Origin of the sequence: Halopiger djelfimassiliensis, assembly GCF_000455365.1 — an archaeon.
Taxonomy (GTDB): domain Archaea; phylum Halobacteriota; class Halobacteria; order Halobacteriales; family Natrialbaceae; genus Halopiger_B; species Halopiger_B djelfimassiliensis.
The window spans coordinates 853,065-865,130 of record NZ_HG315685.1 but is presented as its reverse complement, the minus strand read 5'-3'; the positions used below and the strand labels follow the sequence as shown (position 1 = coordinate 865,130).

Below are 12,066 nucleotides of genomic sequence, written 5' to 3'. Positions count from 1 at the left end.
GGACTCTCTCGGAACCTAATGAGTTTGTTCAGTCGTCCCTGCGGATCCGATTCCGAACACATTTTGTGACTTACATATCGTCCGACCGCTTTCGATCCGGACCGATCGGGCTTGAGTGGCCTTCGATCGGAAGAACCATCGGCGTTCACTTCCGTCTTTGCGGATTTCTCGCTGACTGTCAACGATCAATGACGGTCAACGGGTAGACGCCACCGTGAAACGAAACGAACGTATCAACGAATAAGGATTCCCGTCGACCGCGTACCTTTTTGCTGCGCTCGTGAGAAGTCATCCGTATGGTCGACGTCCTCGACAACAAGCGGGCCGCGACGCGGTTTCGGATCCTCGTCCAGATCGCCGAGCGCCAGCCCGCGGTCAGCCAAGGGGAGATCGCCGAGGAAGTCGGCGTCACGAGTCAGGCAGTCAGCGAATACATCCGCGAACTCGTCGACGACGGACTCGTCGAGAAGGAAGGTCGATCGCGCTATCGCGTGACCCGCGAGGGCGTCGACTGGCTTTTCCGGGCGGCCGACGACGTACGCCGGTTCGCGGATCACGTCACCGGAGACGTCCTCGGGGCGATGAGCGAGGACGCCTATATCGCCACCGACGATATCGAGGAAGGCGAAACCGTTTCACTGTTTCTCGAAGACGGACTGCTCCACGCAAAGCCCGGCAGCGAAGGCCCCGCGACCGGGATCGCGACAACCGACGCCGAGGCCGGCACCGACGTCGGCGTCACCAGCTTCGAAGGAGTCATGGAACTCGAGCCGGGTTCCGTGACGGTCCTGCAGGTTCCGACCGTCCGGGCCGGCGGGAGTCGTTCGATCACCGCCGAAACGGTCACCGACGCCTGTACCGACGCCGATCTGGTCGTCGCGACCGGCGTCGAAGCTGTCGTCGCCTGCCGAGAGGCCGACATCGAACCGGCGGTCGCGTTCGCCGTCGGCGAGGTCGCGGCCGATGCGGCCGAACACGGCCTCGACGTCACCGCCGTCGCGACGACGGATGCCGTCGGCCGCGTCACCGATGCGCTTCGGGATGCGGACGTTTCCTACGAGGTACTGGAGGGGTAACACGCCGATCTGTCGACGGTCGGCGACCTCGACCGCTCGGCCGGAGCGAACCCGAAGCGACCGCTCGAGGTGATTCGACCGCTGGAAAAACGGGCTGTCGGGTTCGATCCGCCGCCTCAGCCGATATACCGGAGGTCGTCGTCCGTCGGGACGTCCATTCCCTGCTGTTGTTCCATCTCCTGAATTTTGCCGATGACGTCCTCCATCTCGTCGGCCCGCTCGTCTAACGTCTCGTACTCGAGTTCGAAGCCGAGCAGTTCCTCGAGCACCTCGAGGACGGCGCGGGCGCTTTTCGGGTCGACGAGATAGCCGCTGGTTTCGCCCATCAGACAGGCGGCGTCGAAGCCGCGACGGTCGCCAAGCCCGAGCAAGAGCCCGGAGACGCCGACGATCCCGCCTGCGGGTTCGTCCTCGCGGAACTCCACGCCGGCGTCCTCGTAGGCGTCTCGCATCGATTCGTCGGTGACGGCTCCGACGACGGCGTACTCGTCGATCAGTTCGCCGGTCGGAACCCCACCGAGCGCGTACGCCTCGGTCGCACCGAACTCCTCGGCGATGTCGAGGAACGCATCCGTCAGGAGGTAATGACCGTCGTTCGTCTGGGCCTGATGATCGCCGGTCAACAACAGGAGGTCACGACCCTCCGGAACCGAGACGGCGGAGATCTCCGCACAGGTCAGCTCGGAGACGCCGTCCTCGACGCTTACCTGTGGCGGGAACTCGCGGGAGTAGATACGCCGAACGAGCGTGCTCTCGCCCTCGAGTTCTTCGAGCAAGTGATCGACTGCGAGCTTTCCGACGTGTCCGACGCCCGGCAACCCCTCGACGAGGACCGGGTCGTCCAGTTCGACCTCGGCGATCACGTCGATCTCGAGTTCGTCCATACCGTATCAGCGACGGCGACGTTTAAGAGCGCGTCGGTACTCGCCGTGTGGATCGTCGGGATCGAACGGTGCCGGGGCGCTGTTCTCGGCGTCGGCCCCGCAGTCGGGACAGGTCTCAGAAAGGGTATACACCGGGCGGTCGTGTCGCTCGCGCCACGCCGAACACACCCGGATGTCGGATTTCATTATTCGTCGTCGGTCCGTCGCTCGCGGTGGTACTCGCCGGTGCCGTCGTGGTCTTCGATGGCGGCGATCGCGCGCTGGGCGCTTTCCTCGAGTTGGGACTCGGCGGTCTTGTAGTTGGGTGCCTGCACCTCGATTCGGTACTCGGGCGCGCCGACGTAGCTGACCTCGAGGTCGACCTCCTCGGGGATGTCACCGTTGCCTTCCGCAGCCTGCAGGGCCTCACGGATGCCGTCGACGCCGCTTGGCGATGGGTTCTCCAGGTCGACGTAGCCGGTGACGTTGACGTACGGGACCGAGACGTTCTCCCGAGCGGTCTGGACGATCGCCTCGATCTCGTCGTCGTCGAGGTCCGTCTCCTCGAGGGCCTCGGTGCCGTGGATCGCCGCCTGCTTGAAGCCGTCGTAGAGGCTGCCGTGGGCCCCGATCAGTTCGTTTGCGATCGCGGTGTAGGCCTCGTCGTCGATGTCGTCGCCGACGGCCAGATCCATCCAGTTGTCGGCCTTTTGCTCGTTTTTCCACTGCTGGATCTTCTCCGAGCGCTGGTGGTCGTTGACGTCTTTCAGCGAGAGGTCGATCTGCTGGGACTCCGTGTCGACGTCGAGTACCTTACAGACGACGATCTGGCCCTCGCGGACGTGATCGCGGACGTTCTTGATCCATCCGCTGGCGACCTCGGAGATGTGGATCAGGCCGCGTTTGTCCTCGTACTCCTCGAGATCGACGAAGACGCCGAAGTCCTCGATCTCGTCGATCTTGCCGACGACGAGCTCGCCGGGATCGGGCCAGCCGCTGTATTTCATCGTGACTCGACGGTCTCGAGGATCTCGTGTTCGATCTCGGCTTTGCCCCCGGTCGGTCGGGCCAGCGTCGTGCCACAGACGGCACAGGCGACCTCCGTGGAGGCTTTGCCGAAGACGGTCTGTTCGTTCTCGCAGTCACCGCAGCGAACGCTGTAGAAATTTCCTGACATGGTAATCACTCCTGGAACTCGAGTCGGCCGGCGCGCCATCCCTCGCGGAGGTGGGCCTTGCCACACTCGCTGCAGCGGTATTTGAGGTCGGTCTTCTTGGTGGGCTTTTCGCCGCCGGGCACTTTCGAGAAGCGACCGGAGTTACCGATGGACGCGGTGTTGCGCCGGGTTCGGCGAGCGTCCCACTTCATCCCCGAGGAACGGCCCGTTCGGGACTTCTCGACTTCGTGTTCGTGGTGTTCGTTACAGTGCGGACAATACGTATTGAATCGGCGTGGCATCTGCATGGTTATCTCACTTGGGGTGGGCTAAGAGGGGGCTGGTTAAAACCCGTTTGGTTTCGGGTCCTCGCTCGCGTCGTCTCCCTCCGTCGGTCACCCCGGTTACGCAGACGCCGATATACACGCGCTAGACAACAAAGTTAGCGGGAGTCTCTCGACCGTTGCCGTCTGGGATCGCAAGACTGGACTTCGAGTATTCGGTCACCCCCAGCACGAGCGAGACGGACCGGCAGTCCGAGGAGCCGGTTCGGGTGTGACCCGAGACGCTTGACCTGTAATCTACGGGACCGGTCGCCCGACACTGCTCCACGATCTTCGCACCCGACGCCACGCCTCGATCCGCACGGAGCGGACTCCGAAGCGCTTAATCACCCGTCACGAGAAGTCGACGCCATGAAGCGGCTCATCATCCACGGCGACCCCGGTATCCGGAAGGGGGCGATCATCGAATACGACGGGGAGGAGGTGGTCTGTTTCGGGATCAATCGAAACGGCGAGTGGCACGGCCCGGACAAAGTCCAGCTGTGGTGTACCGTCGGCGACCAGTCCGAGTACGAGGACTTCGAGAAGCGGAACTTCGTCCCCCACTTCCTCGATGTCGAGCGCGTCGACGCCGAGGCGGTCGAGGTCGTCCGCTCGGCGGGCGATCTCGCGGTTTGAGAGCCGACAGACCAGCGGCCGCGACACCCTCGAGCGTTCGTTCCCGGCCGTAACCGTTTGGGACCGTCACTCCGACACGGTGATCGTACGATGAAATCCAGTGGCGACTTCCGCCCACAGCGAGACGAGGCGCGACACGACGATGACTGATTCCCCGTTCGACGCCGTCCGGGCACGGCTTCGTGCGTTGCTTTCGACGACGCGGTTCAGCCAGTTCGCCGGCGTCGGACTGATCGGTGCGACCGTCGACAACGCCGTGCTCTTTTTGCTAGTCGAGGGGACGGTTCTCGGGGTGACGGTCTCGAAACTCCTCGCCTGGGAACTCGGCATCGCGGTCATCTTCGTGATCAACGAGCGGTGGACGTTCGCCAGTCACGGCGACGCCGGCCTCGGCGCACTGTGTCGACGGTTCCTTCGCTCGAACGCGGTCCGGTTCGGCGGATTGCTGGTGACGCTTGCGGTGCTCGAACTGCTAGTTCGGCAGTTCGGCGTCTGGTTCGTCGCGGCGAACGTGATCGGGATGGGCGTCGGGTTCTTCGTCAATTACATCTGTGAGAGCCTTTACACCTGGCAGATCCATCACGACTAACGGTAGGAATCCCCATACGGCACCCGAATCACAACCCTTAACTAGTGCACTCGGTTACGATATGGTAGCGGGATGGGATAGCCAGGAGATTCCGGCGGGCTCATAACCCGCAGACCGGTGGTTCAAATCCACCTCCCGCTATCCTTCTGTTGGACTACTTCTCGAACGGCAGCTATCGACTCGGCGTGAGCGATATCGGGTCAGTCAGCCGACAAGCGAAGCGAGCGAAACGGTATCCGGTTTCGACGCTCGAAAGCACCCTCACGAAAAACTGGCGGTACACGGTTTCGGCCGGCCGTCGTCAACCCGCTACGCGTCCGGGGCGGCGGTTACGTCGGGGTCGTCTTCGAAGTCGGAATCGGGGACGATCCGCACCGTCGTCTCGCCGCGCAGACCGGCCTCGGCCGGCGCGTCGACGTTGAGTTCGGCCGCGATCGTGTACGTGCCGGGTTCGGCCGGCACCCACTCGGTCTCAGAGACGCGAAACCGCTGGTCCCATCGTTTTCCGAACCGCTTTCGCTCTCCCCGATCGAACACGAACTCCCCCGGTTCGTCCGGCGGGTCACGGAGCGAAACGCGGGTGGCTTCCGTCGCCCCGTCGACCGACCAGGTCCACAACAGCGGCGAGTTCGTCGGGATGGTGATCGGTACCGGCATCGGGTTTCGCATCGTGACCGTAAACGGGATCGTGACGCCGGCGGGGTACTCGGTTCGCGGTGTCGTGATCTCGATCGAAATCGCCTGTTGTCCAAGTCCGCTCGGAACCAACAGCCGGCTCAGCCCGGTCGAGTTTACCGATCGTAACAGCTGGGGCCGGACCGACGACTCCCGCTCGTGGGGGGTAAACGGCTCGTCGTCCCGCCGAAGCGCGTCCGACTCGTATATCCGACGCATTGGTCGATCCTCCGAGCACGACCACTAAAACGTTGGGATCGGTGAACTCGTCGCCGATGCGTGGCCCGCTGGGCGTCAGTCGTCGGCCGCAGCGTCACCCGTGCTCCCGGTTGTGGGCCGGGCCGTTCGATCGTCGAACCGATCGTCGTACAGGTGACACGCGATCCGGTTCGTCCCTTCGGCCCGGGCGTGCTCCGGATCGTGGGTCGCACAGGGCGAGGTGACCGCGTCCTCGAGTATCTCTCGAGCGTTCGACAGCGATCCGTCACGGATCGCGTCGATGACCTGCGTGAGCGCGCCCTCGAGCTCCGGTTCGGCCACCTGTTTCGGGAGGTCGAACTCCGACCGGATCAGTTGGTCGAGTCGCTCCCTGGAGACGGCGGTCGGATCCGTCCGCCCCCCGCCGTCGTCCTCGAGGGCGACGACTGCAGTCGGCGAGTCGGCGTCTTCGACCCGGAGCTTGAGATCGACGATCGAGCGCCAGACGTCCTGTTCGAGGTCGTACTCCGTCGGCTGGATGACGTACGGACACCGGGTATGAAACCGGCAGCCCGACGGCGGATCGAGGGGCGACGGGACCGATCCCGGAAGGAAGATCTTGTCCCCGTCCCAGTTCGGGTCGGGTTCCGGAATCGCCGACAACAGCGCTTCCGTGTACGGATGGTGAGGCGGCGAGAACACCTCTTCGGTCGTCCCGACCTCCGCGAACTCGCCGAGATACATGACCGCGATTCGATCGGAGATGTGCTCGACGACGCTCAAGTCGTGGGCGATGAACACGTACGACAGCCCGAACTCGTCTTGCAGATCCGACAGCAGGTTGAGGATCTGTGCCTGAACGCTGACGTCGAGCGCACTCACCGGTTCGTCACAGACGATGATTTCAGGGTTCACCGCGAGCGCGCGTGCGATCCCGATCCGCTGGCGCTGGCCGCCGGAGAACTCGTGGGGGTAGCGATGTGCGTGACTCGCGTTCAGCCCGACGGTCTCGAGGAGTTCGTAGATGCGTTCGGTCCGGTCGTCGCCGTTTGCGATCCCGTGGATGTCCAGTGGCTCGCCGATGATATCGCCGACGGTCAGCCGCGGGTTCAGGCTCGAGAACGGGTCCTGAAAGATGTACTGGAGGTCGGTTCGCAAGGTCCGAAGTCGATCGGACGAGACCGCCGTCAGATCCTCGCCCTGGTAGTATACCGAACCGTCGGTCGGTTCGATCAGTCTGAGCAGCGTGCGGCCAAGCGTCGACTTTCCGCAGCCGCTTTCGCCGACGATCCCGAGCGTCTCGCCCTCGTAGAGTTCGAGATCGATGCCGTCGACGGCTTTGACCCATTCGTTCGATCGACCGAACAGGCTGTCGATGAAGCCGCCACTGTTGTCGTAGTATTTCGTCAGGTTCTCCGCACGGAGAAGGGGGTCGCCGCTAGTCATCGAGATCACGCTCCGCGTACTGGCGGGTGGGGTCGTCGCCGTCCACGACCTCGATTTCGTAGTCGAGTCCGCCGTTCAGATCGCCGGTGTACTCGAGACACGCGGCCGTGTGCTCGCTGTCGGTCTCGTCGGCTGGCGTTCCGGTCTCGGGGTCGAGCAACGGCGGTTCCGTTCTGGCACACGACTCTTCCGCGTACGGACACCGCGGGTGGAAGCTACAGCCGGACGGCAGTTCCGAGAGATCCGGCATCGTTCCGGGGATCGTCCTGAGTCGGTCACGGGTATCGCCGACGCGGGGGATCGAACTCATGAGTCCGACGGTGTAGGGGTGTTTCGGGTCGTAGTAGAGGTCCTCGACGGGTGCCTTCTCGACCGGTTTGCCGGCGTACATCACCATCACGCGGTCACAGATCTCCGCGACGACGCCCAGGTCGTGGGTGATAAGCTGAACTGCCGTGTCGAACTCGTCGGCGAGTTCCTGAATCTGGTCGAGGATCTGGGCTTCGATCGTGACGTCGAGTGCCGTCGTCGGTTCGTCACAGACGAGCAGATCCGGGTTACACGACAGCGCCATCGCGATGACGGCGCGTTGTTGCATCCCCCCGGAGAACTGGTGTGGGTAATCCGAGTACCTGGCCTCGGCTTCGGGAATGCCGACCTCGTCTAACAACTGGATCGTTCGTTCCCGGGCTTCCGACTTGTCGTACTCGAGGTGGTGTCTGATCGCTTCGGAGATCTGTTCGCCGACCGTATAGACGGGGTTGAGTGCGGTCTGGGCGTCCTGAAACACCATCGCGATCTCGTTGCCCCGGATTCGGCGTATTTCCTCGTCGGTCATCTCGAGGATGTCCTCGCCCTTGAACCGGATCTCGCCGCTCTCGATTCGGCCGGGCTGTTCGATGAGGCGGAGCAACGAGAGCGCGGTGACGCTCTTTCCGGCCCCGCTCTCGCCGACGACGCCGAACGTTTCCCCGCGTTCGACGCGGTAGGAGAGTCCGTCGACCGCGCGGACGACTCCCTCCTCCGTGTAAAACGACACCGTCAGGTCGTCGACCTCGAGCAGCGTCATTAGCCACCACCTCCACGGACGACGGCGTCCTCTTCCTGAGCGTTGAGCGCGTCGTTGATGCCGTCACCGATGAGGTTCATCGCCATCACGAACAGGAAGATCGCACCGCCGGGAAAGATGGTGGCCCACCAGGGTATCGACCCGCCCGGGCCGCGAATGAGCGTATCGCGGGTCGCATTGAGCATCGTTCCCCACTCGGGGGTGCCCGGATCGAACCCGACGCCGAGGAAGCCAAGCGCCGCGACGCCGATGACGACCGTGCCGATGCTGAGCGTCGCCTGGACGATCACTGGCGCGATCGCGTTCGGGACGACGTGTCTGAAGATAACGGTTCGATCGCGCGCACCCAGTGCCTTCGCCGCCATGACGTACTCGTTTTGTTTGACCTTCAGGATCTCCCCGCGGATGATCCGCGCGTACGACGCCCAGCCAAACAGCGAGAAGGCGGCCACGAGCGGCCAGAAGCCGCCGCCGAACACCGCGACGATGATGAGTGCCAATACGAGCGGCGGGAACGCGAAGATCACGTCCAGCAGACGCATCATGCATTCGTCGATCCAGCCGCCGTAGTAGCCCGAGACGCTTCCGTAGATGGTTCCAACCGTCGCGGTGATTCCGACCACGATGAACCCGATCGGAATGCTGTATCGACCGCCGTACAGCACTCTGGTAGCCAGATCACGGCCCGATCCGTCGGTGCCCATCGGGTGTGAAAGCGACGGCGGAGCGTACCGACCGACGTCGTACTCGGGTTGTAATCCGAGGATCGTCGCGAGGTCGTACGGACTGCCGTCGTGCCCGGTTTGCAGCCTGAGGATCGTCGATGGCTCGTACGGCGCGATCGAGAACGGCTGAACCGTTACATCGAACACCGTAATCGGACGGGCGAAGATCGCCAGAACTGCCATCACCGCGACGATTCCGAGTCCGACGATCGCACTCCGATTGCGTTTGAACCGGTTCCAGGCCTGTACCCATCGGCCCTCCGGCGCTGTACTCTCGGCATCGCTCTCGTATGTCGACTCTCGTTCCTCGACACGATCCGGGTCGAACCCCGAAATTCGAATCCGTCCTCGTTCTGTAGACATCAGTATCACTCTCGTTAGTACTCGTCTCTGATTCGCGGGTCCAGAAGCGCGTAAGCGACGTCAGCGAGCAGGTTGGCCAGAATAATCGCAACTCCCGTAAACAGCGTAATCGCCATGATGAGGTTGATCTCACGGCCGGTGATCGCGTTGATAAACGCCTCACCGAGGCCCGGCCAGCGGAACACCTGCTCGACGACCACCGAGCCGGCAACGATACTCGAGGTCAGAAACGCCGCAACCGTGGCGACGGAGATCAGCGAGTTCCGCAGGACGTGTTTGAGTATCACCGTTCGCTCGGGAAGTCCCTTCGCCCGTGCGGCCATGACGTACTCCTTGTTCAGTTCTTCGGCCATCGACGACCGCATGATCCGCATCAGGGTCGCCGCCGAGGACGCGCCGATCGTCAGCCCCGGCAGGACGAGGAACTTCAGCATCCGCGGATGGTACAGCGGCTCCCGTGGCGCTTTGACCGGCCAGAGGTCGAGCCAGACCGCCGCCAGCAACATCAGCATGAGCCCGAGCCAGAAGTTCGGGAGCGAGATGCCAGAAAGGGCGATAAACCGGCTCACGGTGTCGCCGAGTTCGTCCTTGTGTACCGCCGCGTAGATCCCCGTCGGAATCGCGATCAGCATGCCAAACGCCCACCCGAAGAGGCCGAGTGCGATCGTTTCCGGCAACCGACCCACCACGACGTCCGCGACGGGACGGTTGCTCGAGATGACCCGGCCGAAATCACCGGTCAGGACGTTCGACATCCAGGTCAGATACTGTTTCCAGACGGGTTGGTCCAGCCCGTATCGCGCGCGGAGCTGTGCCGCGTCGGCGGCCGTGGCGTCCGGGTTCATCGCGAGCATCTGGCTGACCGGATCGCCCGGCGTGAAGTGGACGAGCGTGTACGTGATCACCGACACGCCAAAGAGGATCGGAACGATCGACAGGAGGCGTTTGAGGATGAATCGTCGTAAGCTCATAGTATGTAGTGGGAACCGTCGTTCAGTCTCGGTCGAGGTAGGTGAGCTGTTGGTCTATCGGGTTGTAAATCGGGTCGAACAGGAACTGGCTGCTAAACGGATACGCGTTGTACCCGCGTACGTCGTCGGTCATCGAGACCGTCGAGAGTTCGAACTCGACGAACGAGTTGGCGTTGATCTCGAGGAGTTGTTCCCAGAGTTCGTCGTATCGCTCGGCGCGGAGGTCGGGGTCCTGTGCGACCTCGTACCCGAACTGGGCGGCGTCCATCTGTTCGATGAGGTCGGGGAACGAGCCGGGCGGGTTCTGCATGTTACAACACTCGTTGTACTGGTCCGGGTGGTGAACCGCTTCACAGAAACTGTGTGGATTGTACGAACCCGACAGGCCGAGATACACGAGGTTCCCCTCCTCGTAGTAGTCGGGCTCGTACGCTATTTCGACGAGCGTATTGAGGTCTCCCGGGGGTTCGAGGGTCGCCTCGAAAAGCCCCGACTGGTTCAGCGTCTGTTCGATCAGTTCGACTTTGCGGATGCGGTCTTTGCTACCCGAGTTCGTGTGGATCGTCACGTCGAACGGCGGTTCGTAGTCGGAGGCCTCGATCAGTTCCTCGGCCCGGTCGGGATCGTACTCGTTGTAGTGTGCCAGATCCTCCTTGAGCTGTTCGTAGTCGGTCGTCCCCCGTTCGCTCGCGAGTTCCGGCAACGGAACCGTCGCTTCGTTCGCCCAGTTGTCGGTGATGGACGAGACGATATCGCTCCGTGGAATGAGGTGGTTGACGGCGCGACGAACGTTGACGTCGTCCCACGGCTCGGTCTGGACCGGAAACTGCAGGAAGTCGTACGATCCGCCGGGCGTCGCGGAGACGCGGAAGTCATCGGCGGTGTAAAAGTTGGTCCGAGCCTCGGCAGTCACGCCGTACGTGACGTCGATCTCGCGTTCCTGTAACGCGGCGTTGCGCTGGGAGTCGTCTTTGATGAACTCGATGTCGATTTCGTCGATAACCGGGCCGGCGGGGAACCCGTCCGGACCGTCCCACCACGACTTCTCCTCGAGCCCGATCTCCTCGAGCCAGTAGTCGTCGGTTCGGCTGACGATGAGATACTCCTCGTTTTCGAACTCTTCGAACTCCCACGGGGAGATACCGACCGGCTCGGTTCCGTGACGCGGATCGAGATCCCCCGGCTGGACGTTTTCGATGTGTTCGGTCGGGAAGATTCGCCAGAGAATATCGTCGACAGCCTCGGCGTCGGGCAGTTGTGCGTAGAGGTCGACCGCGTACTCGCCGTCGGCCTCCGCGTGGAGGAACTGGTCGAACACCTGCCCCGACATGAGCGTGTTCTCGTACCGCTCGTAGGAGCGGACGACGTTCTCGGCGGTCAGTTCCTCGCCGTTGTGGAAGGTGATCCCCTCGTGAAGTTCGTGGTGGAAGTGCATCCCGAAGACGCCGTCGTCAACGGCGTCTTGGGTCTCGTTGACCGTCAGAACCAGCGCTTCGTCGTCGGTTTCCGGATCGTTGTCGGGATGGGAGACCACGATCTGGTCCGAGACGTCCGGCAGCCCGTTCTCGTCGAACGGGACGGAGATCATGTACTCCTCGTAATCGGTTCGGTCGATGTCGTTGATCTCGACTTGCTCGTAGGATTTGGAGAGCCAGGGATAGACGTTCCCGTCGAGGTCGGTTTTGAGCAACTCCTCCCAGAAGAGGTTGTGGACCACCGACGCCGCCGCGGCGGAACTCTCCGGCGGATCGAACAGATCCGGACTCAGCGGAACACTGGCCCTGAGGGTTCCCCCGGACTTGATCTCGTCGGGGTCGACCGTCTCCCGGTCTAATGCCCCGCTGATATCGACGTCTTCCTCGTCCCCCCACAGACAGCCGGCAACCGCTGTGACACCTGCACCACCCAGACCTTGCAATATTCGCCGTCGGGAGGTGTTCGTGGCAGACCTATTGGTATCTTGACCCATGGTC

14 protein-coding genes and 1 tRNA gene are annotated in these 12,066 nt (G+C 62.9%); 4 read left to right on the top strand and 11 right to left on the bottom strand.

Going from position 1 to position 12,066, the window contains the following annotated elements; genetic code table 11:
• The first annotated feature begins 296 nt into the window (after positions 1 to 296).
• On the top strand, positions 297 to 1,076 hold the full coding sequence (locus tag TX80_RS10065; protein WP_049922967.1) for a DUF7839 domain-containing protein: 780 nt from the start codon (positions 297 to 299) through the stop codon (positions 1,074 to 1,076).
• Between the two features lie 116 nt (positions 1,077 to 1,192).
• Here the strand turns inward: TX80_RS10065 and TX80_RS10060 are convergent, their stop codons facing one another.
• From TX80_RS10060 to TX80_RS10040, 5 genes are read right to left on the bottom strand one after another with little or no spacing between them, the layout of a single operon-like run.
• Entirely contained in the window at positions 1,193 to 1,960 is a 768-nt protein-coding gene (locus tag TX80_RS10060) for a proteasome assembly chaperone family protein (RefSeq protein ID WP_049922966.1), read from the bottom strand.
• Positions 1,961 to 1,966: 6 nt separating this feature from the next.
• Positions 1,967 to 2,146, bottom strand: a complete 180-nt coding sequence (locus TX80_RS10055) for an RNA-protein complex protein Nop10 (protein ID WP_049922965.1) — start codon at positions 2,144 to 2,146, stop codon at positions 1,967 to 1,969.
• Entirely contained in the window at positions 2,146 to 2,946 is an 801-nt protein-coding gene (locus TX80_RS10050; RefSeq protein ID WP_049922964.1) for a translation initiation factor IF-2 subunit alpha, read from the bottom strand. Before TX80_RS10050 ends, TX80_RS10055 begins: the two co-directional genes overlap by 1 nt.
• Positions 2,943 to 3,116: a 30S ribosomal protein S27e gene (locus TX80_RS10045; RefSeq protein WP_049922963.1), complete on the bottom strand. Its 174-nt coding sequence runs from the start codon at positions 3,114 to 3,116 to the stop codon at positions 2,943 to 2,945. The genes TX80_RS10050 and TX80_RS10045 overlap by 4 nt, the downstream gene beginning before the upstream one ends.
• Positions 3,117 to 3,121: 5 nt before the next feature.
• Entirely contained in the window at positions 3,122 to 3,403 is a 282-nt protein-coding gene (locus TX80_RS10040; RefSeq protein ID WP_049922962.1) for a 50S ribosomal protein L44e, read from the bottom strand.
• Between the two features lie 387 nt (positions 3,404 to 3,790).
• Between TX80_RS10040 and TX80_RS10035 the strand changes: the two genes are divergently transcribed.
• The 3 genes from TX80_RS10035 (at position 3,791) to TX80_RS10025 (ending at position 4,787) form a co-directional block, all read left to right on the top strand.
• The gene (locus TX80_RS10035; protein WP_049922961.1) at positions 3,791 to 4,057 is read left to right on the top strand and encodes an HAH_0734 family protein; all 267 of its coding nucleotides are present in this window, start codon (positions 3,791 to 3,793) and stop codon (positions 4,055 to 4,057) included.
• Positions 4,058 to 4,199: 142 nt separating this feature from the next.
• On the top strand, positions 4,200 to 4,646 hold the full coding sequence (locus tag TX80_RS10030; RefSeq protein ID WP_049923215.1) for a GtrA family protein: 447 nt from the start codon (positions 4,200 to 4,202) through the stop codon (positions 4,644 to 4,646).
• A gap of 66 nt (positions 4,647 to 4,712) precedes the next feature.
• A tRNA-Met gene (locus tag TX80_RS10025) sits at positions 4,713 to 4,787 on the top strand.
• A gap of 168 nt (positions 4,788 to 4,955) precedes the next feature.
• Here TX80_RS10025 and TX80_RS10020 read toward each other — a convergent pair.
• The 6 genes from TX80_RS10020 to TX80_RS09995 form a co-directional block, all read right to left on the bottom strand.
• Positions 4,956 to 5,540 (bottom strand): hypothetical protein, encoded by a 585-nt coding sequence (locus TX80_RS10020; protein ID WP_049922960.1) that lies wholly within the window; start codon positions 5,538 to 5,540, stop codon positions 4,956 to 4,958.
• Between the two features lie 75 nt (positions 5,541 to 5,615).
• Positions 5,616 to 6,965: an oligopeptide/dipeptide ABC transporter ATP-binding protein gene (locus TX80_RS10015; protein WP_049922959.1), complete on the bottom strand. Its 1,350-nt coding sequence runs from the start codon at positions 6,963 to 6,965 to the stop codon at positions 5,616 to 5,618.
• Entirely contained in the window at positions 6,958 to 8,034 is a 1,077-nt protein-coding gene (locus TX80_RS10010) for an ABC transporter ATP-binding protein (RefSeq protein ID WP_049922958.1), read from the bottom strand. The genes TX80_RS10015 and TX80_RS10010 overlap by 8 nt, the downstream gene beginning before the upstream one ends.
• A complete protein-coding gene (locus TX80_RS10005; protein WP_049922957.1) occupies positions 8,034 to 9,122 on the bottom strand; it encodes an ABC transporter permease in 1,089 nt (362 codons plus the stop codon). Before TX80_RS10005 ends, TX80_RS10010 begins: the two co-directional genes overlap by 1 nt.
• Positions 9,123 to 9,136: 14 nt before the next feature.
• Positions 9,137 to 10,093: an ABC transporter permease gene (locus tag TX80_RS10000; RefSeq protein WP_049922956.1), complete on the bottom strand. Its 957-nt coding sequence runs from the start codon at positions 10,091 to 10,093 to the stop codon at positions 9,137 to 9,139.
• A 22-nt stretch (positions 10,094 to 10,115) separates the two neighbouring features.
• On the bottom strand, positions 10,116 to 12,011 hold the full coding sequence (locus tag TX80_RS09995) for an ABC transporter substrate-binding protein (protein WP_049922955.1): 1,896 nt from the start codon (positions 12,009 to 12,011) through the stop codon (positions 10,116 to 10,118).
• Positions 12,012 to 12,066 lie beyond the last annotated feature (55 nt).